General features: G+C 74.3%; 19 protein-coding genes. 8 read left to right on the plus strand and 11 right to left on the minus strand.

The window, feature by feature from the left end; all coding sequences use genetic code 11:
* Positions 1 to 184: 184 nt before the first annotated feature.
* The 5 genes from ACWGJO_RS11335 to ACWGJO_RS11355 all read left to right on the plus strand — a co-directional run bounded on the left by ACWGJO_RS11335 (position 185) and on the right by ACWGJO_RS11355 (position 6,149).
* Positions 185 to 1,195: a helix-turn-helix domain-containing protein gene (locus tag ACWGJO_RS11335; RefSeq protein ID WP_452183203.1), complete on the plus strand. Its 1,011-nt coding sequence runs from the start codon at positions 185 to 187 to the stop codon at positions 1,193 to 1,195.
* Entirely contained in the window at positions 1,192 to 2,187 is a 996-nt protein-coding gene (locus tag ACWGJO_RS11340) for a helix-turn-helix domain-containing protein (RefSeq protein WP_452183204.1), read from the plus strand. The genes ACWGJO_RS11335 and ACWGJO_RS11340 overlap by 4 nt, the downstream gene beginning before the upstream one ends.
* Positions 2,188 to 2,378: 191 nt before the next feature.
* Positions 2,379 to 2,780, plus strand: a complete 402-nt coding sequence (locus tag ACWGJO_RS11345; RefSeq protein ID WP_452183205.1) for a YccF domain-containing protein — start codon at positions 2,379 to 2,381, stop codon at positions 2,778 to 2,780.
* Positions 2,781 to 3,022: 242 nt separating this feature from the next.
* Positions 3,023 to 3,664 carry a TetR/AcrR family transcriptional regulator gene (locus ACWGJO_RS11350; protein WP_452183206.1) on the plus strand — a complete coding sequence of 214 codons (642 nt, stop codon included), beginning with the start codon at positions 3,023 to 3,025 and terminating at the stop codon, positions 3,662 to 3,664.
* A 49-nt stretch (positions 3,665 to 3,713) separates the two neighbouring features.
* On the plus strand, positions 3,714 to 6,149 hold the full coding sequence (locus ACWGJO_RS11355) for a LuxR C-terminal-related transcriptional regulator (RefSeq protein ID WP_452183207.1): 2,436 nt from the start codon (positions 3,714 to 3,716) through the stop codon (positions 6,147 to 6,149).
* A gap of 66 nt (positions 6,150 to 6,215) precedes the next feature.
* Here ACWGJO_RS11355 and ACWGJO_RS11360 read toward each other — a convergent pair whose 3' ends face one another.
* The 3 genes from ACWGJO_RS11360 to ACWGJO_RS11370 all read right to left on the minus strand — a co-directional run bounded on the left by ACWGJO_RS11360 (position 6,216) and on the right by ACWGJO_RS11370 (position 6,973).
* Positions 6,216 to 6,377, minus strand: a complete 162-nt coding sequence (locus ACWGJO_RS11360) for a hypothetical protein (protein WP_452183208.1) — start codon at positions 6,375 to 6,377, stop codon at positions 6,216 to 6,218.
* Positions 6,378 to 6,468: 91 nt separating this feature from the next.
* Entirely contained in the window at positions 6,469 to 6,630 is a 162-nt protein-coding gene (locus ACWGJO_RS11365) for a hypothetical protein (protein WP_387731950.1), read from the minus strand.
* Between the two features lie 175 nt (positions 6,631 to 6,805).
* Positions 6,806 to 6,973: an LxmA leader domain family RiPP gene (locus ACWGJO_RS11370; RefSeq protein WP_452180081.1), complete on the minus strand. Its 168-nt coding sequence runs from the start codon at positions 6,971 to 6,973 to the stop codon at positions 6,806 to 6,808.
* A 300-nt stretch (positions 6,974 to 7,273) separates the two neighbouring features.
* Here ACWGJO_RS11370 and lxmK point away from each other — a divergent pair, with 300 nt between their 5' ends.
* The 3 genes from lxmK to ACWGJO_RS11385 are packed head-to-tail and all read left to right on the plus strand — an operon-like array spanning position 7,274 to position 10,575.
* Complete coding sequence (lxmK, locus tag ACWGJO_RS11375) at positions 7,274 to 8,446, plus strand: class V lanthionine synthetase subunit LxmK (protein WP_452183209.1); 1,173 nt, start codon at positions 7,274 to 7,276, stop codon at positions 8,444 to 8,446.
* Positions 8,447 to 8,498: 52 nt separating this feature from the next.
* Positions 8,499 to 9,551 (plus strand): T3SS effector HopA1 family protein, encoded by a 1,053-nt coding sequence (locus tag ACWGJO_RS11380; protein WP_452183210.1) that lies wholly within the window; start codon positions 8,499 to 8,501, stop codon positions 9,549 to 9,551.
* Between the two features lie 10 nt (positions 9,552 to 9,561).
* On the plus strand, positions 9,562 to 10,575 hold the full coding sequence (locus ACWGJO_RS11385; RefSeq protein ID WP_452183211.1) for an LLM class flavin-dependent oxidoreductase: 1,014 nt from the start codon (positions 9,562 to 9,564) through the stop codon (positions 10,573 to 10,575).
* 58 nt (positions 10,576 to 10,633) lie between these two features.
* Here ACWGJO_RS11385 and ACWGJO_RS11390 read toward each other — a convergent pair whose 3' ends face one another.
* From ACWGJO_RS11390 to ACWGJO_RS11425, 8 genes are all read right to left on the minus strand, one after another.
* On the minus strand, positions 10,634 to 11,065 hold the full coding sequence (locus tag ACWGJO_RS11390; RefSeq protein ID WP_452183212.1) for an SRPBCC family protein: 432 nt from the start codon (positions 11,063 to 11,065) through the stop codon (positions 10,634 to 10,636).
* An 81-nt stretch (positions 11,066 to 11,146) separates the two neighbouring features.
* On the minus strand, positions 11,147 to 12,778 hold the full coding sequence (locus tag ACWGJO_RS11395; RefSeq protein WP_452183214.1) for an AMP-binding protein: 1,632 nt from the start codon (positions 12,776 to 12,778) through the stop codon (positions 11,147 to 11,149).
* 140 nt (positions 12,779 to 12,918) lie between these two features.
* Positions 12,919 to 13,158 carry a chaplin gene (locus ACWGJO_RS11400; protein WP_380547606.1) on the minus strand — a complete coding sequence of 80 codons (240 nt, stop codon included), beginning with the start codon at positions 13,156 to 13,158 and terminating at the stop codon, positions 12,919 to 12,921.
* 99 nt (positions 13,159 to 13,257) lie between these two features.
* Positions 13,258 to 13,626, minus strand: coding sequence for a hypothetical protein (locus ACWGJO_RS11405; RefSeq protein WP_452183215.1), 369 nt, complete (start codon positions 13,624 to 13,626; stop codon positions 13,258 to 13,260).
* Positions 13,623 to 16,199 carry an Hsp70 family protein gene (locus ACWGJO_RS11410; protein WP_452183216.1) on the minus strand — a complete coding sequence of 859 codons (2,577 nt, stop codon included), beginning with the start codon at positions 16,197 to 16,199 and terminating at the stop codon, positions 13,623 to 13,625. The genes ACWGJO_RS11405 and ACWGJO_RS11410 overlap by 4 nt, the downstream gene beginning before the upstream one ends.
* A gap of 31 nt (positions 16,200 to 16,230) precedes the next feature.
* A complete protein-coding gene (grpE, locus tag ACWGJO_RS11415; RefSeq protein WP_452183217.1) occupies positions 16,231 to 17,121 on the minus strand; it encodes a nucleotide exchange factor GrpE in 891 nt (296 codons plus the stop codon).
* Positions 17,118 to 17,540 (minus strand): hypothetical protein, encoded by a 423-nt coding sequence (locus tag ACWGJO_RS11420; protein WP_359905463.1) that lies wholly within the window; start codon positions 17,538 to 17,540, stop codon positions 17,118 to 17,120. The genes grpE and ACWGJO_RS11420 overlap by 4 nt, the downstream gene beginning before the upstream one ends.
* Before the next feature lie 126 nt (positions 17,541 to 17,666).
* Positions 17,667 to 21,827: a hypothetical protein gene (locus ACWGJO_RS11425; RefSeq protein ID WP_452183219.1), complete on the minus strand. Its 4,161-nt coding sequence runs from the start codon at positions 21,825 to 21,827 to the stop codon at positions 17,667 to 17,669.
* Positions 21,828 to 21,857 lie beyond the last annotated feature (30 nt).

The following is a 21,857-nucleotide window of genomic DNA, read 5'->3' on the forward strand; positions in this document are numbered from 1 at the left end:
GCCTGTGCCAGTGCTCTGACCTGGACCGTCGCAGTGTAGGTGCACGCATTGCACGGCTGAAATGCGCTGAGAGTCATGTGTCCGGCGACACACCACCCACAGTCGCTTCACAGTCATTCGGCCGCCGACGTAAGTCATCCCGTGTTCCATGCTGGATGCCGTGCCGAGCGGAGGGAGAGGACCCATGACATCCGTGACCGACCCGGCCGGTTTCCCGAAGGACGGGAACACCGGTCATCGCCGGAGCCGGGCCGTCTCCATCGCCGCCGTGCCCGTGACGATCGCCCCGTACGAGCCTGCGTCGACCCCGGGCCGGATGACGACCCGGCAGTTGGGACACCTGCTCTTCATCACGGCCCACGCCGGCCCTCGCCGCTTCACCCGCGGCCTGCGGGAGATCGCCCGCGGCACCCGGCAGGCCGAGGGGTACGTCGTGGTCGCCGTCATGGGGGCCACCGGTGCCGTGGTGCAACAGGACGGCCGGACGGTCGAGGTCCCCGCGGGAGCGGTTTCCTTCTGGTACACGGAGACCCCCCATGTGGTCGACTACCCGGACGGAGTGGACGTCAGGGTGTGCCTGCTTCCCCGCCGGACCTTCGGCGTGCGCGACGAGCAGCTGGAACGGGTGACGGCCACCGCGGCCGACGCCGGCGGCCCGGTGGCCGCCCTGGTCAAGCAGTCCCTGCTGGCCTTGGTCGAGACGGCCGAGGACTGCCCGGCGCTCGTCGCCGGTCGGCTGGCGTGCAACTTCGCCGACCTGGTGGCCGTCCTCGTCACCGAGCAGGCCGCCCGTGACGCGCCGTCCGCGGAGGACTCCCGCCGCACCCGGATCTCGGAGATCCACGCCTACGTGGACCGGCACCTCAAGGATCCGGTGCTCGGACCGCAGACGATCGCGGCCGCGCACCGCATGTCCGTTCGCTCCCTCCACAAGCTCTTCGAAGGGGAGGGGACCACCGTCAGCCGCCTGATCCAGCGTCGCCGGCTCCAGGCGAGCGCCGAGGACCTCTCCCACAAGAACAGCGGAAACAGCACGGTCTCCGGCGTGGCGCAGCGGTGGGGCTTCACCGATCCGGCCCACTTCAGCCGGCTCTTCCGTGCCTCGTACGGCATCTCACCGAGCCAGTGGCGCGACACCCGCGGCGGCACCGGGCCGTCCGAGCCACGGGACCCCCGGGGCCGGGTGTCCCGATGACCGATCGACCCGAGGGGAACCCGAGGTCCGCATCTCTCTCCACCGCGTCGCTGTCCGCCTCCGACCGGGCGGAGAGCTGGCAGGACGCCGTGTCCCGTACCTTCGTGCCGATGACCGTGGACTTCCTGGAGGAGGTGCCGTCGCCCGGGGAGATCGTCGGCGACCGGCTGGGCTGCCTGCGGATCTCCAGGGTCCAGGCCGGGCCCCAGGCGGTGACCCGCTGCAGGCACCTGACCGCCGACGGCGACTCGCCGACGCTCGTCCTCAGCCTCCAGGAACGGGGCACCGCCCTCAAGGAACAGGACGGCAGGCAGACGCTCATCGGGCCCGGCGGGTTCTCCATCACCGACACCTCCCGGGTCTTCCGGAAGAGGATGGAGGAGGAGTTCGTCTTCACCTCCTTCCACTTCGCCCGCGCCGACCTGGATGTGCGGGAGAAGGACCTGCGGGCACTCACCGCCACGGCGTTCAGCGGCGCCGAGGGCAGCGCCGCGCTGCTGACGGACTACCTGTCGAGGATGGCGCACGAGGCGGCGGAGCTGGACGAGGCCGTCGGGCGCCGGGCCGCGGCCACGGCACTCGACCTGCTGGCGCTGTTCGTCGACGACCGGGCCGGGCGCGCCCGGCCGCAGGGTTCACGGACAGCGGCCTCCTTCGAGCGGGTCAAGGAGTACATCCTGCGCAACCTCCGCGATCCGGACCTGTCACCGTCCGCGATCGCGGCGGCGAACTTCATGTCCGTCCGCTTCCTCCACAAGCTGTTCCAGCAGGAGGGGGGCACCACGGTCGGCGGGTGGATCCGGACCCAGCGGTTGGAGCGCTGCCACCGGGACCTGCTCCGGCCGATGGCGGGGGAGCTCGGGGTGGCGGGGATCGCCCGGCGCTGGGGCTTCGCCAACTCCAGCCACTTCACCCGCGCCTTCCGCGCGGCCTACGGCATAACGCCGCGTGACTGGCAGGCCGGCGTCCACCACATGCGCCGGAACGGCTGATTCGAGCTGCGGGGTCGTCGGCCGTCGCGGACCCGGGCCTTCTCGGCGGGAGCTGAATCCGAAGAAATCCCTACCCGAGGCTTCGGCCCGGACCGGACCCTGAGGAACAACCCCTAAGGGCGTAGACACGCCCACCAGCGGGCATGGCACGGTCGTAGGGCAACGCCATCGGTCGTGAGAAGGTACCAAGCATGAGCGCAATAAGGTTCATCCTCAATGTCATCTGGTTGATTTTCTGCGGCATTTGGATGGCGCTTGCCTACACGCTCGCCGGAATCATCTGCTGCGTACTCATCGTCACGATCCCGTTCGGCATCGCGTCCTTCCGGCTCGCCGGCTTCATCCTGTGGCCGTTCGGGCGCACGGCGGTGGAACGGCCGGACGCCGGGCCGGCGTCGTGCGTGGGGAACGTCATCTGGCTGGTCTTCGCCGGGTGGTGGCTGGCCATCGGGCACCTGATCACCAGCATTCCGCTGTTCCTGTCGATCATCGGCATCCCCTTCGGCTGGGCCAACCTGAAGATGATCCCGGTCTCGCTGATGCCGCTCGGCCGCGAGATCGTGCCGACCGATCAGGAGTGGGGCGCGCGGTAACCGCCACGAGCACCGATGGCCGGCGAGGACGGAGATCCTCGTCGGCCATCACTGTTCGCGCCGGTCGGGCCCGTGGCGGCGCCGGGCGGAGACGGAGGGGTGAACCTGCTCGTCGAAGTACTTCCAGGGCGAACGAGCAAGCGGTCTGGTCCCGTTGACTGGATGTCTGTACAGTCAACCGCCATGGCGGCCGAAGCCCTGGAGCCCGCGTGTCACCTCGCTCACCTCATGTCAACGCCCGGTTGCGGGAAGCGTCCCGCGAGCGGATCGTCACCGCCGCCATCGACGTCCTGGCCAGGAAGGGCTTCCACCAGGCCACCGTCTCCGACATCACCGAGCAGGCAGGCGTCTCGCGCGGACTGATCAGCTACTACTTCCCGACCAAGCACGCACTCGCGGACGAACTGCTGGACCGCTACCTGGAGGGCGTCCACCAGGTCCTGGACGTCGAGGGCACTCCGGACGAGCGGCTGTCCGCCATCATCGACCGCGCACTGCTGGCGGCCCACCGCACGCGTCACATCCAGCAGATGGCCCTGGGCCTCATGATCGATCCGGGGACGCATCCGCTGTACGCGGCGGCGGAGGCCAGGAAGGACCGGCTGCTCGCCGAACTGGAGGAGCGGCTCCGCGAGTTGTTCCACGCCCGCGGCGCCGAGGATCCCCACCTGGAGGGGATCATGCTCCGCAGCCTGCTGGAAGGGGTGACGGTCAAACTCGTCATCTACGCCGACCAGTACCCACTGGAGCCGATCCGCCGCAGGATCCGTGCGATGTACCAACTTCCTTGCCCAGCAAGCGCTCTGATCGAAAATCAGCCCCACCCGGCCGGGCCGATGCGCGCCATCGGCGCGACGCCCGAGCCGACCGGCCCGTCACAATGAACCCACACGGCCGGGTCACCCACCGCGCCGGCACGTTCTGGAGACGCGTATGACGTCCGCTGATTTCGCCGTCGCGGCAGCGACGGCGGCCGACCGGCTGTCCGGGACCGGACCGCCGGCCGTCGCCCGACCGCCCGCCGCCACAGGCCCGTTCCCGATGGAGACGGTCGGGCGGGCGGGCGAGCTCGCCGAGGTACTGGCCGTGCTCGAACGGCCGGACGTCGACGGCGTGCTGCTGTCCGGGGCGCCGGGGATCGGCAAGAGCCGGCTCGCCGAGGAGGTCGCGCTCGCCCACCGGACCCGCACCGGCGGAACGATCGGCCGGATCGCGCCGGCACCCGGGGACGGCTGGGCGGACGGCCTGCGCCGCTGGATCACCCGAACCCGCGAATCCGACGACGCCCCGTCCGTGCTGCTGCTGGACGGCGCGCGACGCGACCCCGACCGGCAGGTCCTGGCCCGGCTGGCCCGGGCGCTGGCCGGGACGGGCGTGAAGGCCCTGGTCACCACGCGCCGGCCGGTGGCGCAGGACGGCTTCGCACACCGGAGCGTTCCCCCGCTCCCGGTGCCGCTGGACTGCTGCGCCATCGACGTCGAGGCATTGGCCTCGGTGCCCTCCGTGGAGCTCTTCGTGGCCTGCTTGCGCGCCTTCAACCCCGCCTTCCAGGTCGGGCGGCACAACCAACTGGCCGTCGCCCGAGCCTGCGTGGAACTCCACGGCAACCCCGGGGCGATCGGCCTGGCCGCACGGATCGCGGCCCTGGAGGGGCCGGAGGTCCTCTGGGCCGCGCTCGACGGCCAGTCCCGGGCCGGAGCGCTTCCGGACCGGCCCCGGCCCGCCATCGACGGCCTCGCGCGATTACTGGACGCGTACGGCCCGGACGACTCCGAACCCGAGGCGCTGCGCGGCCTGAGCCACGCCGGACGCCGACTGCTCGCCTGCGCCCGCGTGTTCAGCGGCGGCGCGGGACCCGAGTCGCTCCGGCAGATCTCCGGGGTCGGCCTCGACGAGTACCCGGCCGCCCTGGAGTCACTGCTCGGCCGGCACCTGCTCCGCCTCTCCGCGCTTCCCTCGGGTCGTCTCGACGGCTACACCCGTACCCGGCTGCACCTCTCCTTCGGCCGCTGGTCGTACCGACCGGACAAGCAGACGGGCGAGTCGGCGAACGGACTGGAGGACGTCCGGCTCGCGCACGCCCGGCACCACGCCCGGCTGGCCGGATCCATCGTCCGCCTCATGACGGGCGGCCCGCAGGCGGGCGGGATCATCGCGTTCCGCAGCGAGGAGGGGAACATCCGCCGGGCGCTCGACACACTGGTCGCCGCCGGGCTCGCGGAAGAGGCGCTCGACCTCGCCGAGCTGTCCCGGGTGTACCACTACGCGATCGGCACCCCGTTCGACTGGCCCGCCGGACTGGCCTCGCTGGGCGGCCCGGACGCCGACCGGGACAGCCGTTGGCGGGCGGCCCTGCTGCTGGCCGAGGCCGCCGTCCGCAACGACGAGCCGGAAGCGGCGCTGGCCATCCTCGACGGGGTTCGGCCCGGCGACGCGGGACACGAGGACCCGGCGGACGGCGAGCTCACCGTCAGGATCAGGCACCTGCGCGGGATCGCCATCACCCCGAGCCGCCCGGACGAGGGGCTCGCGCTGCTGCACCAGGCCATCGAACCGGGCACCGACGGCGGCCACCTGGCCCGTCGCCGGCTGCTCGACACCGCGCTGGCCGAGTTCCTCCACCGCTCCGCGGGCACCGCGGCCGCGCTCGCCACCCGCGCGCTCGCCGAGGCCATCCAGACCCGGGACAACCTGGTCGCCGGCCTCGCGCTGCTGCACCTGAGCGCGTTCGCGGCGGCGGCGGGACGAGCGGCCGACTCGACCAACTACCTCGACCGCGCACTGGCCACGCTGCGCCCCCTCGGAGCCCCGGCCGCGCTCGGCGCGCTCCTCTCCCTGATGGGCAGCCCGCTGCTGCCGGGCCCCGCCGCCCGCGCCGCCGCGGTCGCCCGGGCGCTGGGCTGCTTCCACACCGTCCGGCGCCACCTGCTCGACGACCCGACGGAACCCGACTTCACCGTCGGCCGGGTCGAGCGGCGGCTGCTGCTCGGCGACCGCGAGTCGCTCGCCGCCATGGCGGCCGGTTCTGCGGTCGAACTTCCGGACCTGATCCGTGACTTCGCGCTCGGCTGCGTCGCCGCGCGGACGCCCGGCGACCCGTCGGAACCCGTTCCGGACCGGCCCGCCGCGTCCCCCCGGGCCACGGCGGCCGAGCCGTCCGCCGACGCGGTGCTGACGCCCCGCCAGAGCGAGGTCGCCCGGCTGATCGCCGAGGGCCTGAGCAACAAGCAGATCGCCCGGCAACTGAGCATCTCCGAATGGACCGTGGTGAACCACATCCGCGAGACCATGCGCAAGCTCGGCTGCTCCTCCCGAGTGGCGATCGCCGGCTGGGTCCACCGCACCACGTCGGCCCCCCGGGAGCGCTGAACGCCGAACGCCGCCGCCGGCACGGCCCGAGGACCGTGCCGGCGGCGCGACACACCGACCGATGGCTCAGGTCAGGGTCTTGGCGATGATGGAGGCGATCCACGAGATGACCAGACTGGTCACGCTGACACTGGCCTCGGCCCCGTCGGGAACCGACACCAGCTCGTCCCGGGCCGCACCCGGCGTGGTGTAGGCGGAGTAACCACCCATCAGGCTGCTTGCGTTCACGCGAATCCCCACGTTCCGGACCGATCGGCGTCCGCCGCCGCCGGTGCACGGGCCGAAGCCCGCGCCGGCGCCACGACACGGGGCCGAAGGCTCAGTTGCAACCCCTCACGATGACGGTGACCAACACCGAGATCGAGATCGTGATCGTGGGCGTGAACCCCTCCGTCCCGTCCGGGATCGACACCAGGTCGTTCCGCGCCGCATTCGGCGTGGTGTAGGCGGAGTAGCCGCCCATCAGGTCACTGCTGTCCATGCTGACTCCATTCGTTCGCACATTCGCTGCCGGTTGCAGCACCGCTGGGACCCCGCCCCTTCGGGCTCGGTCAGGTCGGCGGGCCGTACGGGGCACGGAGCCCCGCCGCCACGGGATCGCGGCAGCACGGGGTCCGTGCCGTGCGGGCCCGAGCCGGACACCCGGAGTGCCCCTCCTACAGGAGGGACATGGTGGCCGGGCTCACGATGATCGAGATCACCGAGATGATGGTGACGACGGGCGTGAACCCCTCCGTCCCGTCGGGGATCGACACCAGGTCGTTCCGGGCCGCACCCGGCGTGGTGTAGGCGGAGTAACCACCCATCAGGTCGCTGCTGTCCATGCTGACTCCGTTCGATCACACGTCCGCTGCCGGTTGCAGCACCATCAGCACACCAGCCACCGCCCCCACCCGCCCAGAGGCAGACAACTGCGCCCCCGGGGAGGCGAATCCGGATCTCCCGCCAGTTCCCTGCCGACACGTCCGACATCCGGTCGGAACCTCACCGTTCCGCCCGCCGTCCGGCAGGGACGTGCGGCGCACGACCCCGTCCGGCAGGGCTCTGCCACCCCCGCCGCGGGCCGTGCCTGGCAGGACCGTGCGGCTGCCCGCCAGGGGGCGCCGCCGCCTACGGTGGCTCCCATGGCAGCGACGATCACCGCGATCCGGGACACGGCCGGAACGCCGACGGGGCCGGTCCCCGAAACGGACCCCACCGGCGTCTTCGCACCGGTTCCACTCGACCACGTCCCCGATGTCGTCCAGGCTCTCGAACGCCTGGGCGTGGCACCGTTCGCGGACCGGACGCCCATCAGCCGGCCTGGACGGAACGACAACTGGGCGGGCCCGACCACCGACGGCCGGGAGGTGTTCGTGAAGCGGCTCGCGCAGCCGCTCGCCGCCGAACGCTTCGACCGGGCCCGCGCGTTCGAACAGGTGCTGGCCGCCGGTCGCCCTCCGGAGCACTGGCACTCGCCGGCCTTCCTCGGCGCCGACCCCGGGGCCCTGCTGCTGGTGCACGAGCGCCTGGTCGACGCGGTGCCGGGCAACCTGCTCGCCGATCAGGGCCGCTTCGACGCCGCACTGTCGCACCGGGCCGGCCTGGCGCTCGCGGAACTGCACCGCATGCCGGTCCACCCCGCCGACCTGCCCGAACCCGCCACCGGAGGGCGGGAAGGGTCCACCGCCCGGCTGGTCGAGCTGACCGCCGAGGACTACGCCGCCGCCAGCGGGGGCGAGTTGGAGGTGTGGTCGATGCTGCAGCACGACAAGCGGGTCCGGGCCGCCCTGCGGGAACTGGCCGGGTCGAGCGCGGCCGCGCCCGCGGTGCCGATCCACGGCGACCTGCGGCTCGACCAGTTCCTGCTGTCCGGCGACGACCTGTATCTGACGGACTGGGAGGAGTTCCGGATCGCCGACCCGGCCCGGGATGTCGGCGCGTACGTCGGACAATGGCTCCACCGGGCGGCCGTCGGAATGTTCGCGGGCCTCGGACCGGACACCCCGGTCCCGCCCGCCGAGGTCCACGAGGCGCTGATGCGCAGTGGCGCCGAGCAGCTCGACGCGGTGCGTCCGCAGATCGCCGCGTTCTGGTCCGGATACCGCCGGGTTCGCTCCGAACCCGCCGCCGACGAAAGGCAGTTCACCGTCCGGGTGACCCGGTACGCGGGCTGGCACCTGTTCGAGCGCACGATCGCCACGGCGACCCTCACCCACCGCCTCACCGCCGTCCTCCGCGGGGCCGCCGGGGTGGGCCGCAACGCTCTGCTCGACCCGCTCCGGTCCGCCGAGGTGCTCGGCCTCGTCCAGGACTGACCGCGGGCCCACGCCCACTCGTACGGATCGACAACGGGATCAGGAGACGATCGTGTCCCATCAGCATTCCCCGGCTCCGCTCTCCCCGGCCCTGCGCGCGGCGCTCGGCGGCCTGCGGATCACCGACGGCACGCCGCGGGTCGAGGTCGACGACGACCTGGTGGTCGCCGCGGACACCTGGGGCGAACTGCGCTCGGCGCTGGCCGGCCTGCTGTACGAACGCTGGCACGCCGGCATCGTGCGCCAGGAGGGGCCGGCCCGGATGTCGCGGCGCAGCGAGACCTTCGAGCGCGAGCTGATCGCGGCCACCGGCCACACCCGGACCGTCGCGGCGGGTGTGCTCCGCTCGCCGGTCGAGGCCGCCGACGGCAGGCCGGACGCTCCGGTGCGGGTCGAGTTGGGCCGGGTGCTGGTCGGCGTACGGCCCGGTGCGGTGCGCTCGGACGGGCCGCCGGCCGTCGGCGGGCCCTGCGTGGTCGAGCTTCCGGCGGTGCGTCCGGCGCTGTCGCCCGGCTTCCTGCTGGTCGACGGGCCCGACGGTTCGCCGGTCCGGGCCGGCGAGTTGCTGCGGCTGTACGTGCACCTGGCGGAGCCCGGTGCCGCCCCGCCGGTGTGGCGGGCCCTGCTGGAGCGGCTGGCGGGCCTGGGTGTGCGGTACCGGGCGAAGGTACTGTCCCGTCCGTGGTCGTATCCGCGACGGGACGCCGCGGTGGTGTACCTCGACGCCGCGGACGCGGGCGCCGCGCCGGTGCTCGCGGACGCCGTGGCGGGCCTTCCGGGAGTCGCCGGGGACGCGTCGGTCTTCGCCTCCCCGCTGCGCCCCGGTGTCGCGCTCGCCTGGGAGCCGCGCGACGAGCGGGACGGCTGGGGCGGGCGCAGCTTCGGCCAGCACCGGGCGGCGGCGGTCGCCGACGGTGTCGTGCGCCGGGCGACCGATCCGGCGGGCCCGTCGCTGGAGGAGCAGGTCGCCCGGGCGCTGCGCGAGGCGTCGGCGTCCCCCGCCGAGCCGTCCCGCAACCTCGGCTCGCCCGCCCTGCCGGCACCGGCCGTGCCGGACGCGGAAGCGCCGGATGCGGAAGTGCCGGACGCGGAAGTGCTGGTCTGAGGTGGCGGGGATGACGAGTTCGCGCAAGGTCTCGGTGCTGTACCCCCTCCAGGTCCAGGACCCGCGGGACGTCCTGCCGCTGGCCGAGCTGGTCCGGGAGGGGGGCGCCGCGCGGCTCTGGCTGGGCCAGTCCATGACGTTGGAGTCGCACCATGTGCTGGCGTACCTGGCGGGTGCGGGCTGCCGGATCCCGGTCGGCCTGTCCGTGGCGCTGACGGCGCTCCGGCATCCGTACGACGCGGCCGTGCAGGCCCGCACGCTCGGCGCGCTGACGGGCCATCCACCGGTGGTGGGTTACGGGGCGGGCGAGCCCGGCTTCGTGGCCGCGCTGCACGGCGCGCCCTACGCCCGTCCGGCGGCGGCGGTGGCGGAGTACCTGGACGTCCTGCGCCGGCTGCTGCACGAGGGGCGGTTGGACCACCACGCGGGGCCGCTGTTCCCGATGCGCGGGGTGGTGCTGCCCAGGATGTCGGCGCCGGCCGGAACCACGCCGCCGGAGGTCGGCGCGGGTGTGCTGCGCCCCGGCATGGCCCGGGCGGCGGGTTCGGTGGCCGACACGGCGATCACCTGGCTGACGCCGCCCGACTATGTGCGGGACGTCCTGGCTCCGGCACTGGAGAAGGGCGCCCGCGACGCCGGGCGGGAGCGGCCGCGGATCGTCACCGTCGTCCATGCCGTGCTGGACCGGCCGGGGCGCCATGCGATGGTACTCGCCCAGCGCGGGACCAGATTCCACCTGTGTGCGCCCCACTACGTGGACATGCTGCGCCGGGCGGGTCTGGACCTCGACGTGTCCGACCCGGTGTCGTCCGCCCGGGAGTTGGTCGAGGAGGGCGTCTTCCTGTTCGGCGGGCTCCGAGAGATCCGGGCCGGCATCGAGCGCCATTTCGAGGCCGGTATCGACGAAGTGGTGATCAACCCGGTCGCCGTCGCGGAGTCCTACGGCGTCCCGGCGGCGGTCGCCGACCTGCGGGAGATCCTGGAGGCCTGCGGCCCGGACCGGTCCCTGAGGAACACCCCCTGAGGAACACCCCTGAGGGCCCGCGGCGGGAGGGGAGGCGCGGGCCCGTACGGGACGGCGGTCACCCCGTGAGCCGTCCCTCCAGGGCGCGCAGGTCCGCGGTGAGCGCGGTGCGCACCTGGTGGGACAGCAGCGGGCCGGTCAGGCGGAAGCCGCCGCGGACGCGGATGCGGGCGAAGGTGCCGGCCCGGGTGGGCTCGAAGGTGCAGGTGACGCGCATGGGCATCGGTCCGGCGACGGAGACCATGTCGAGGAGCGTCGGCGGGTCGTGGCGTGCCACGCGCAGCACGTACGAGAAGGTCCGGCCCAGGAAGCGGGCGGTCCGGGTGATCTCGGCGCCCGCGCCGAAGCCGCCGGTGTCGGCCTCCCGGGTGAGGGTGGCGTCGCGGATGCCCTGGGTCCACTCGGGGTCGTGGCGCCAGTCCATCGCGTAGGCGGCGACCGTGGCGGGCGGGAGGGGGATCAGGCGTTCCACTGTGACGTCGAGGGGCATGATCACACTCTCCCGCCGGGCGGGCCACCGCGCTCCCCGGACGCGCCCGGGCGGAGGGGCGCCCGGGCCCGGGCCGGGGGTCTACAGCCCCAGGATCCGCTGGGCCTCCGCCCGCATCTCGACCTTGCGGATCTTCCCGGTGACCGTCATCGGGAACTCCTCGACCACGTGCACGTAGCGCGGGATCTTGAAGTGGGCGAGCCGGCCGGCGCAGTACGCGCGGACGGTCTCGGCGGTGAGCGGCTCGGCACCCTCCCGCATCCGGATCCAGGCCATCAGCTCCTCGCCGTACCTGGTGTCGGGGACGCCGATGACCTGGACGTCGAGGATGTCCGGGTGGGCGTGGAGGAACTCCTCGATCTCGCGCGGGTAGAGGTTCTCACCGCCGCGGATCACCATGTCCTTGATCCGGCCGGTGATGGCGAGGTAGCCGTCCTCGTCCATCACGGCGAGGTCCCCGGTGTGCATCCAGCGGGCGGCGTCGACGGCCTCGGCGGTGCGCTCGGGCTCGCCCCAGTAGCCGAGCATGACGGAGTAGCCGCGGGTGCACAGCTCGCCGGGTTCGCCGCGCGGGACGGTGCGGCCGGTGGCCGGGTCGACCACCTTGGCCTCCAGGTGCGGGCCGACCCGGCCCACCGTGGCGACCCTGCGCTCGACCGGGTCGTCGACCCGGGTCTGGGTGGAGACCGGCGAGGTCTCGGTCATGCCGTAGCAGATGGACACCTGCGTCATGCCCATCCGCCCGATGACCTCCTTCATTACCTCGCTCGGGCAGGGCGAGCCGGCCATGATGCCGGTGCGCAGGCTGCCGAGGTCGTAGCGGTCGAAGTCCGGGTCGGCCAGCTCGGCGATGAACATGGTCGGTACCCCGTACAGCGAGGTGCAGCGTTCGGCGGCGACGGCGGCCAGGGTGGCGCCGGGCTCGAAGGAGGGGGCGGGGATGACCGTGCAGGCGCCGTGCGAGGTGGCGGCCAGGTTTCCCATCACCATGCCGAAGCAGTGGTAGAAGGGCACCGGGATGCAGATCCGGTCCTGCTCGGTGTAGTTGAGCAGCTCGCCGACGAAGTAGCCGTTGTTGAGGATGTTGTGGTGCGAGAGCGTCGCGCCCTTGGGGAAGCCCGTCGTCCCGGAGGTGTACTGGATGTTGATCGGGTCGTCGGGGGCCAACTCGCTCTGACGCTCGGCGAGCCGGGAGGGGTCGGCCCGCCTGCCGGCGGCGGTCACGGCTTCCCAGGCGGGGCTGCCGATCAGCAGGACGCGCTCCAGCTCCGGGCAGCGGTGGCGGACCTCCTCGATCATCCCGGCGTAGTCGGAGGTCTTGAAGCGCTCGGCGGCGACCAGCAGCCGGATGCCGGCCTGGTTGAGCACGTACTCCAGCTCGTGCGAGCGGTAGGCCGGGTTGACCGTGACGAGGATCGCCCCGAGCTTGGCGGTGGCGTACTGGGTGAGCGTCCACTCGGCGCAGTTGGGGGCCCAGATGCCGACCCGGTCCCCCTTGGCGATCCCGAGCTCCAGCAGTCCGAGTGCCAGGGCGTCGACGTCGGCGGTGAGTTCGGCGTACGTCCAGCGGCGGGCGGTGGCCCGGTCGACCAGGGCGTCGCGCTCGGGGAAGGCGCGCACCGCGCGGTCTAGGTTCTCCCCGATGGTGTCGCCGAGCAGCGGGACGTCCGAGGTGCCGCAGGCGTAGCTGCGCGGGGTCGGCGTGGTCGGCACGGGCTGGCTCCTGGGGACGGCGGTGCGGGACGGGGACCATGGTCGCGGGCCCCGGCCCCGCGCCGCCACCCCCGAACGGGGGTGCGCACGCGGCGCTGGGGCCGGCCGTCGCGGTCGACGGACGGCCCCAGCGCACGGGGTCACTTGTTGATGCAGGTGTTGCCGGTGACCGGGTTGAGGAGCGAGATGATGCCGATCGAGTTCCCGCAGACGTTGGCCTCCAGGTTGATCGGAACCTGGATCACGTTGCCGGACAGGATGCCGGGCGAGCCGATGGCGGCACCGTTGGCGGTGGCCTCACCGGCGGAGGCGGTGCCGGCCCCGGCGAGGACCGCGGCCGCGGCGAGGGCGGTGGCGGCGAAGGTGGTACGCATACGCATTGCGTCACTCCTTGTGAGCAGAGCGGGTCGAAGTGTGACGATCACACCTCGCCCACGATCACAAGCGATCAGCTCCTCCGCACGCCGGATTGCCCCGTCCTAGGGCGTGTCGGCCTCCCGCCCCACCCGCGCCGCCACCGCGGGAGCGGCGACGTTCAGTGATTCCAGCAGCTCCCGGGCCGGATGCAGCCCGGGCTCGGCCGCCACCGCGCGGTGCAGCAGCCCCAGCGCGAGCGGCTCGTTCCCGGCCGCCAGGGCGTCCAGCGCCCGGTTGTAGTCGATCCGTCCGGCGTAACGCAGCCGGAACAGCACGGACAGGTCCTCCCGGCAGGAGGGACAGCGCAGGGTCTGCGGATCCGCCGGGACCCTGCACAGCAGGCACGGCACCTCGGGCCCGTCCGGGATCCCCTGGACCCCCGGGGCCGCCGGGACCCCCGGCACCTGCGGGAAGGCGTCCACGGCGCTCATCGCGGCCCCGCCTCCTCGGGGCGGACCGGGCCGAGCGACTCCTGGGCCGGCTCGCTGCCCAGCTCCCGCTGCGCCTGCGCGTACAGGGCCAGCAGGTTCGACATGTGGGTGTTGACCTCCGCCATGTTGGGTGCCTCCACCGCCTCGTCCAGCCCGCGCAGCTCGGCCATGATCAGCTGGCCCAGCGCGGGCGAGACCATGTTCTGGGTCACGTAGACGTTGCACATGGTCAGCATCCGCATGGTGTGCCCGAGCGCGTCGCACAGCTCGTCCGCCCGCTGGGCCGCGCGCACCGCGCCCTCCCAGTCGGCGGCCTCGCGGCGCAGCCGCAGCTCCGCGGCCACCGACCGCAGCCGGTCCAGGTCGCTCGGATCGAGGTGCTTCTCGCAGTAGTGGATGAACAGGCTCAGGTACGCCTCCGAACCGCGCACCCAGCGCTGGGCCTTGAGCTGCTGCTGGGCCCGCTCCAGCGCCGCGTCCACCGACCGGCCCCGGGTCTGCCCGGCCGCCAGGTCGTCCAGGCTGTCCATCAGCCGCTGCGCCTCGCGCATCTCGGCCTCGGTCAGCTCGCCGCCCCAGCGGTCGGTGAAGGACTCGATCTGCCGCTGCTGCTCCTCGACCTGCACCTTCAACTCGGGGTCCAGCGTGACCCGTTCCAGCTTGACGGTCTTCTCGGCGCCGCCCTGGATCCGCACCGACAGCGTGATGGTGCGGTCCCGGTCGAGACCGAAGGAGACCTCCACCGGGGTGCGGCCGCCCAGGCCCTCGGGCAGCCGCAGGGTGAGGTGGCCGATCAACTCGTTCTGCTGGGCGATCTCGTGCTCGCCCTCGTAGACCGCGATCTCCAGCCGCTGCCGGCCGCTGCCGGAGACCACGAACTCCCGGCTGACCGGCGAACTCGTCGGGTAGCTGGTGTTCTTGGGGATGATGACGGCGAGGCGGCCGTCGTTCAGCTCGATCCCGAGGTTCTTCGGAGTGATGTCGAACGGGTTGGTGACCTGCGCCAGCTCGCCGCAGCCCGGGCAGACCTCGCAGCCGGGCGGGTTCACCAGGCCGCAGGAGGCGCAGCGCAGGCCCACGTCCTCGGCGGCGGTGCCCGCCACCCTGGTGTGGCCGGGGGCGGCCGAGTTGAGCGGCTCGCCGCACAGTTCGCAGGCGGTGACGCCGGGGGCGGCCGGGGTGCCGCAGCGCGGGCAGTTGCCGCCGTGCACCACGGCGGTGGCCCGGGTCTGCCGCGGGACCGTCGCGCCGTCCCCGGTGGCACCCGAACCGTCGAGCTCTTGCTCGCACTTGGGGCAGGCGGCGGCTTCGGCGTCGACCGGGATGTGGCAGGTCGGGCAGGAGACCCGGGCGCCGCCGAGCAGGGTGGTGGCGCAGTTGGCGCAATTGGAGGCGGACAGGTCCCCGGGGGCCCGGCACTCGGGGCACTCCACCTCGCCGACCAGCGCGGACTGGACGGCCGCGCCGAGCGCCACGCACTGCATCGGGTTGACGCCGCGCCGGATCCGGCGCGGGCCGAAGACCTCGCCGAGCCGGCGGGCGACCAGCGGGATCGCGGTCGAGCCGCCGACCAGCACCACCTCGTCGATGTCCCCGACCGTCAGGTTGGCCTGCATGATGGCCTTGTGGGTCAGTTCGATGGTGCGCTCGATCCGGGCCTCGATCAGCTCCTCGAAGCGGGCCCGCTCGAACTCCGTCTCCAGCACCAGCTGCCCGGCGCCCAGGCCCGGCAGGATGACCTCGGAGGACTCCTGGTTGGAGAGCTCGATCTTGATGGTCTCGGCGGTGGCGGCGATCTTCGGACGGTCGCGCAGGTCGGGCTGGTACTCCGTGCCGTACTCCTCGCGGATGTCCTCCAGCAGCGCGGTGGTGATCCCGCGGTCGAAGTCGTCGCCGCCGAGCAGGTTGTCGCCCTCGATGCCGAGTACCGAGACCGAGCCGGGCACCAGCAGCAGGATGGAGATGTCGAAGGTGCCGCCGCCGAGGTCGTAGACCAGGACGGTCCGCCCCTCGTCGCCCGCCTCGGAGGTGATGCCGTAGGCGAGGGCGGCGGCGGTCGGCTCGTTGATGATCCGCAGCACGTGCAGGCCGGCCATCCGGCCCGCCTCCTGGGTGGCGGCGACCTGCCGCTCGCCGAAGTAGGCGGGGACGGTGATGACGGCGCGGTGGAAGGGCTCGCCGAAGCGCTGCTCGGCGTCCTCCTTGAGGCGGTGCAGGATGATCGCGGAGACCTCGATCGGAGTGTACGAGCGGCCGTTGAACCAGACGTTGACGTCGCCGTCGGTGCCCGCGGTGACCTTGTAGTCCACCTCCTTCAGGGCCGCCTGCACCTGCGGGTCCTTGAACTTGCGGCCCATGAAGCGCTTGACCGAGCGGATCACGTTGACGCCGTCGACGGCGATCCGGCTGCGCGCGGTGGAGCCCACCAGCAGCTCGCCCTTGCGGCCGCTGCCGACCACGGAGGGCGTGGCCTCCTGGTTCTGCCGGTTGAAGATGATCTCCGGCTCGCCCCGGCGCAGGTGGGCGACCACAGAGTTGGTGGTGCCCAGGTCGATGCCGAGTGTGCGGTACATGTCGTTCCCCTCTTGCCCCTCGTGGTCCTGGCTACTTCTTGCGCTTGGCCTGCTTGGCCACGGCCTTGCCCCGGCGGCGGGCCCGGGGCGGGGCCGCCTTGGGCTGGGCCCGGGTGATCGGGTCGACGGCCGCGGCGGGCGCGGTCGCGAACGCGGCGGCGATGGCGGGCGGGACGGCCTCGGCGGCCCCGGGCGTGTCCGGCGCCTCGGGCTCGACGGGTGCGGCGGTCCCGGCGGCCTCGGTGGCTTCAGTGGCTTCAGCGGCTTCGGGCAGCTCCGGCTCCGGGAGCGGCGGCGGGAAGTCCTCCGCCGCGGCCTCCACCGGCCCGTCCCCGGGCTCCGGCCGCGGATCCGGCTCCGGCGCGGCGACCACCACCTGGGCCCGGCGCAGCACTTCGTCCCCCCAGAAGAACCCGGTCACCACCGTCCGCACCACCGTTTCCGGCGCCACCCCGGCGCGGGGCTCGGTGCCCACGATCTCGGTCAGGTCCGGGTCGGCCGTCATGCCCTCCAGCCGCATCGGCCGCACCCTGGCCTTGGCGAGCTGCCCGAGCAGCCGCCGCCGGGTGGCCTCCAGCCCGGCGCCGCGCCCGAGCGCCACCAGCTCGCGGTCCAGGCCGAGGGCGGCGAGCGCGTCGTCCACCTCGACCAGGATGCCCAGCAGTTCGCGCTGCTCGGCCCGGGCGGCCTGCTTCTGCTCCGTCAGCTTGCTCCCCAGCAGCGAGGCCCGGAAGAGCAGCCGGCCGAACGCCTGCTCCAGGTCGACGTCCTCGACGCCGGGCGGGACCTCCAGCCGCCGGTGGCCGACGAGCGCGTCTGCGGCAGGCGCGCCGGTGGGTGCGTCGGCAGGTCCGTCGGCGGGCGCGCCGGTGGGTGCGTCGGCGGGCGAGTCGGCGGGCGCGCCGGTGGGTGCGTCGGTCATTCGGGAACCTCGATCTGCGGCAGCACGGACAGGTCCGCCGCGTAGCGGGCGGGGACGGGCGGTTCGGGGTCGGCGCCGCCGGGGGCGGGCTCGGCGAAGTCGGCGGCCAGCTCGGCGCGGTGGAGGGCGGGCAGGGCCGCCGGCGGCAGCGGTGGGCGCTCGATCACCAGCAGCGGCTCGGCGAGCGCGGGGGCGAGCAGCTCGGCGGCCTGGTCGACCGGCTCGGGCGGGAGGGGCTGCTGGAGGTCCGCCTCCAGGCGCCGGTCCGGGTTGCGCAGCAGCGCGGCGGCCTCCTGGATCTGCTGCCGGGTGTACCGGCCGGCCCGCATCGCCGGTCCGACGGCGAGGTTGATCTCGCGCACGCCGGCCGTGAGCGGGATGCCCAGGACCTCGTACGGCGACGGTTCGTTCAGTGGCATGGCGGGCGGTCTCTCTCCTCACGGTGTCGGGGACGGCTCGGGGCGGCGGCCCGGATGACGGCCCGGGTGCCGGCCGCGGTCTGCGGCGTACGGTCTGGGACGAAGCCAACTTCCTTGCAGTTGCCGTCAGCGGAGCGAGTTGATCCGCAGCTGCATGACATGCAGCTCGACGTCGTCCGGGCTGTACTCGACGGCCTGGCGGGCCAGGTCCCGGGCCTCGCGCAGCTTCCGGGCATTGGCCTGCTGGACGGCGAAGGAGCCGTAGACGATGCCGAGTTCGCGGCGCAGCTTGTCGGTGTCCTCCGCGGTGCCGGACAGTTCGAGAGCCTCTTCCAGCAGCCGGATCGCCGCGCGGTAGCGGCGGCCCTCGTAGTGGCTGATGGCCTTGCCGCGCCAGAGGCTGACCATCAGCCGGCGGATGTCGGTGGAGTCGTCGTAGGACCTGGCCTTCTGGAGCATCGCGGCCTGCTCGGTGAACGGCTGGTCCTGCATGCCGTCCACCACGTGGTTGGCGAGCATCACCGAGACCCGGCGCGGGGCCTCCTGCTCGACCCCGCCCTCCCATTCCGGGTCGGCGCGCAGCGCCTCGGCCATCCACTCGACGGCGCGCCGGCGGTCGTCGGCGAAGGCGGCCGAGCGGGCGAGCTGGCGCAGCACGAAGGCGAGGCCGAGCCGGTGGTCCGGATCGGGGTTGAGTTCGATCAGCGCCCGCCAGGCTTCGGCGGCCTCCACGAGTTCCGCGTCGGTGGCGTCGGCGTGGCTGAGCTGACCGGCCCGGTTGCCGAGGGCGGCCTCCAGGAAGTGGCGGGCGGTCGGGTCGCCGGGTGCCAGCTCCAGGCTCTTCTCCAGCAGGGCGAGGGCGCGGGGGTAGTCCTTGTCCTCGTTGTTGATCTTGCGTGCCCACTGGGCGTAGGTGGCACCGAGGTCGCCCTGCACCTCGGGGTCGTCGGGGGCCAACGCCAGGGCTTTCTCCAGGAGTTCGGCGGCCCCGGCCTGGTCGTCCAGGTTGTTCTTGAGCAGCGCGCGGGCCGCTCGCAGACCGGACTCGGCGGCGATGGCGGCAGCCTCGGCGGGCAGCCTGGCACCGGGGACGGACCGGGCGCGGGTGAGGCTCTCCAGGGCCTCGCGCCAGTCCTGGTTGCGGTGGTGCTCGCGGGCCTGACTGACCAGGGACTCGCCGAGCAGCGACTGCCAGTCCTCGCCGCGCCGCTGTTCGGGCACCGCGTCCAGGGCGGCGACCGCGGCGGCCTGCCGGCCCTGGAGCTGCAGGTAGCGCTGCGCGCCGAGGTCGCCGAACAGGCCGAGGGCCCGGGTGGGCGCGGGCGCGTCGGGGCCGGCGGGCCGCCGCCAGGCCTGTACGGCCTGCTCGAAGGCCTCGGCCCAGCCCGGGAGTTCGGGATCGTCGCGGAGCAGCCCTTCGAGGGCGGGGCCGAGCGCGAGACGGCGGGCCGGGCGGCCGGGCAGGGTGATCCGGATGTCCTCCTGGGTGAAGGCGTCCGCGCAGTGCGCCTCCATGCCGAGGCGCAGCGTCCAGGCGGTGACCTCGTCGCCGCTGCGCCCGGCGACCCGGTCCAGGGCGCGCAGGTCGTCGCGGAGGCGGTCGATCAGGGCGGCGCGGGCGGCGGCCAGCCGCTGGGGTTCGGCGGTGCGGCCGGTGATCCGAGCGGACTCGGTCCACAGCTCGGGCTGGTGCAGGGCGGCGACCAGGCAGCCGAGCGTCCAGGCCCAGACCTCGTCGCCGGGGGCGTCGGGGGCCTCGGGGACACCGGGGGCATCGGGGGAATCAGGGGTGCCGGAGGCAGCGACGGCGGCGGCGAGCCGGTAGCCGGCCAGGCCGAGGGCGTGCAGCAGCCGGGGGTGGGCCGGGTCCTTGACCAGCAGCTCGCGGTAGACCTCCCAGGCCTCGCGGTGGCGGCCGTCGAGGGCGGCCTGGTGCGCCTCGTGCTCGGCCAGCAGGACGAGCGCGCCGGCCGCCCGCTCGCGGCCCGGCAGCTCGTCCCCGGGGGCGATTCGGAGCGCCTGGCGCAGGTCGACGGCGGCCGGGCCGAGCCGCCCGGCCGCGAGGGCGGCGCCCGCCCGGCGGACCAGGACGGCGGCGCGGGCCGTCCCGGCGTCCGCGGGCAGGCCGGCCAGGGCCTCGTCCAGCCGGCCGAGTTCGGCGCGCAGCAGGGCCAGGTCGAGCCGGACGGGCGCGGCGGCGGCGCCCTCGCCGAGCGCCTCGGCCCAACGGGCGAGCACGGGTTCGGCTTCTTCGGGGGTGCCGGCCCGGCGGGCGCAGTCGAGGACAGCGCGCAGGGCGGGGGCGGCGCAGCGCACGCAGCGGGCCGAGCCGGCGGCCTCGGGGGTGTGCTGGTGGTCGGTGCAGGCCTCGCGGCCGCAGCCGCCGCAGGCGCCTGCGGCGGGGCGGTCGCAGAGCGCGCAGTCGCCGGTGGGCGCGGTACCCGCTGCCGTGCCCGAGGCCAGGAAGTACCGGTACCAGTCCAGTGCGGCGGCCCAGTTGCCGGCCCGTTCGGCGAGCTGGGCGCGCAGCCGGGCGGTCGCCGGATCGCCGGCCGGGTCGGGCGGGCCGAGCAGGGCGATCGTCCGGGCCGGGCGGCCCGCCAGCAGGGCGACGGCGGCCAGGTGGTAGCGGTCGCGCAGGCCGCTGCCGGCGTCGAGCAGGGTGGCGACCGGCTCCGGGGTGCCCTCGGCCAGGGCGAGGGCGGCCCGCAGCCGGGCCTGGCGGTGGCCGAGGGCGCCGGGCAGGGTGTCGGCGAGGGCGAGCGCGGCGGCGGCGCGGGCCCGCGGTTCGGCGTGGTCCCGGCCGGTGACCAGCAGGTGGGCGGCTTCGCGCAGGGCGGCTTCACGCAGGGCGGCCCGGTAGCCGGGGGCGGCCGGGTGCTCGGCGGTGGCCTGCTGCCAGAGTTCGCGGGCGGCCGTCGGGTCGGTGGCCAGGCGGGTGCGGGCGAGCCGGTCGCGGGCCAGGGCCCGGCGGGGGCCCAGGTCCTCGTCGTCGAGCGACTCCCAGCCGGCGAGGGCGCCCGCCGGGTCGTCGGCGCGGGCGCGGGCGAGGCCGTGGTGGAAGGCGGCGACGGCGGTCCAGCGGCTTCCGGGTTCGGTGTCGGCCTCGGCGCGCAGGATCGGCTCGGCCTGTTCGGCCTGGCCGGCGGCGAGCAGGGCGGCGCCGAGCCGGACCCTGGCGGGGCGCCAGTCGGGGGCCCCGCCGAGGCCGGCCCGGTAGTCGGCGGCGGCCTCGGCGGGGCGTTCGGCCCGCTCGTGCACCAGGGCGAGGCCGAACCGGGCCGGGGCGAAGTCGGGCCGGACGGTCAGGGCGGCGGTGAACTGCTCCCGGGCCGGTTCGTCGGCGCCGAGCAGCAGGGCGAGCCGGCCGAGGGCGTAGCGGGGGCGGGGGTCGGTCGGGCTCTCGCCGGCGGCGGCCGCGAGGTCGGCCCAGGCCTCCTCGGTGGCGCTGAGGCGCTGGCGGGCCAGGCCGCGGAAGAGCAGGCTGTCGGTGCGCAGGGCCGGGCCGCGCCCCCATGGGGAGGGTTCGCCGGGGCCGCGGCGCAGGGCCTCGTCGAAGGCGGTGACGGCGGGTCGGTCGCGGTGCAGGGTGTAGAGCTGGGCGCCCCAGCGGAACCAGAGTTCGCCGCTGCCGGTGGGGGCGGCGGCGGCGAGCAGGGCCTCGGCCTCGTCGGCCCGGTCGGTGGCGCTCAGCAGGGCGGCCCGGGCGAGCACGGGCCAGTCCCGGCCGGGCAGGGCGGCGAGGGCGGCGGCGGTGACGTGTTCGCGCTGGTCGGGGGCGCCTTCGCGGCAGCGGTGCTGCAGCCAGTCGACGGTACGGGCGGTGGCTTCGGCCTCCTCGCCGGGCTCGGCGCCCGCGGCGGTGGCCCGGAGGAAGGCGAGCAGCGGGCCGAGGTCGCCGTCGGGGGCCCGCATCCGTTCCTCGGCGAGGCGGCGCAGGCTCCACCGGGGCAGCTGCCGGGCCGGGTCGGCGAGCAGCGGGTAGGCCTCGCGGTGCAGGGCGAGGGTGGCCTGCTGGTCGCCGGTGGGGACGGTGGCCTCGGCCTGGCCGAGCAGGGCGAGGCCGCGCTGCGGGCGCAGTTCCTCGGGGGCGTCGGCGAGTCGGCGGGCCAGCCGGGCGTAGCGGCGGCGGGCCTGGGCGGCCCGGCCGGCGGCGAGCCGTTCGGCGGCCGCGGCCAGGGCCTTCGTCACCGTCTCGGCGTCCAGGGTCCGTCGGCGGCGGGCCAGGACGGCGGCGGCCGCACCGGCCAGCGCCAGCACGACCAGCAGCACCGCTATCAGTGCCATGCACCGTCCCCCTGTGTTCGGACACCGACC

It is taken from the genome of Kitasatospora sp. NPDC054795 (genome assembly GCF_053611565.1).

Excerpts from the sequence above, each read along its gene's own strand:
- ACWGJO_RS11335 (WP_452183203.1), top strand. The coding sequence starts at position 185 with ATGACATCCGTGACCGACCCGGCCGGTTTCCCGAAGGACGGGAACACC.
- ACWGJO_RS11340 (WP_452183204.1), top strand. The coding sequence starts at position 1,192 with ATGACCGATCGACCCGAGGGGAACCCGAGGTCCGCATCTCTCTCCACC.
- ACWGJO_RS11345 (WP_452183205.1), top strand. The coding sequence starts at position 2,379 with ATGAGCGCAATAAGGTTCATCCTCAATGTCATCTGGTTGATTTTCTGC.
- ACWGJO_RS11355 (WP_452183207.1), top strand. The coding sequence starts at position 3,714 with ATGACGTCCGCTGATTTCGCCGTCGCGGCAGCGACGGCGGCCGACCGG.
- ACWGJO_RS11365 (WP_387731950.1), bottom strand. The coding sequence starts at position 6,630 with ATGGACAGCAGTGACCTGATGGGCGGCTACTCCGCCTACACCACGCCG.
- ACWGJO_RS11370 (WP_452180081.1), bottom strand. The coding sequence starts at position 6,973 with ATGGACAGCAGCGACCTGATGGGTGGTTACTCCGCCTACACCACGCCG.
- lxmK (WP_452183209.1), top strand. The coding sequence starts at position 7,274 with ATGGCAGCGACGATCACCGCGATCCGGGACACGGCCGGAACGCCGACG.
- ACWGJO_RS11385 (WP_452183211.1), top strand. The coding sequence starts at position 9,562 with ATGACGAGTTCGCGCAAGGTCTCGGTGCTGTACCCCCTCCAGGTCCAG.
- ACWGJO_RS11390 (WP_452183212.1), bottom strand. The coding sequence starts at position 11,065 with ATGCCCCTCGACGTCACAGTGGAACGCCTGATCCCCCTCCCGCCCGCC.
- ACWGJO_RS11400 (WP_380547606.1), bottom strand. The coding sequence starts at position 13,158 with ATGCGTATGCGTACCACCTTCGCCGCCACCGCCCTCGCCGCGGCCGCG.
- ACWGJO_RS11405 (WP_452183215.1), bottom strand. The coding sequence starts at position 13,626 with ATGAGCGCCGTGGACGCCTTCCCGCAGGTGCCGGGGGTCCCGGCGGCC.
- ACWGJO_RS11410 (WP_452183216.1), bottom strand. The coding sequence starts at position 16,199 with ATGTACCGCACACTCGGCATCGACCTGGGCACCACCAACTCTGTGGTC.
- grpE (WP_452183217.1), bottom strand. The coding sequence starts at position 17,121 with ATGACCGACGCACCCACCGGCGCGCCCGCCGACTCGCCCGCCGACGCA.
- ACWGJO_RS11420 (WP_359905463.1), bottom strand. The coding sequence starts at position 17,540 with ATGCCACTGAACGAACCGTCGCCGTACGAGGTCCTGGGCATCCCGCTC.
- ACWGJO_RS11425 (WP_452183219.1), bottom strand. The coding sequence starts at position 21,827 with ATGGCACTGATAGCGGTGCTGCTGGTCGTGCTGGCGCTGGCCGGTGCG.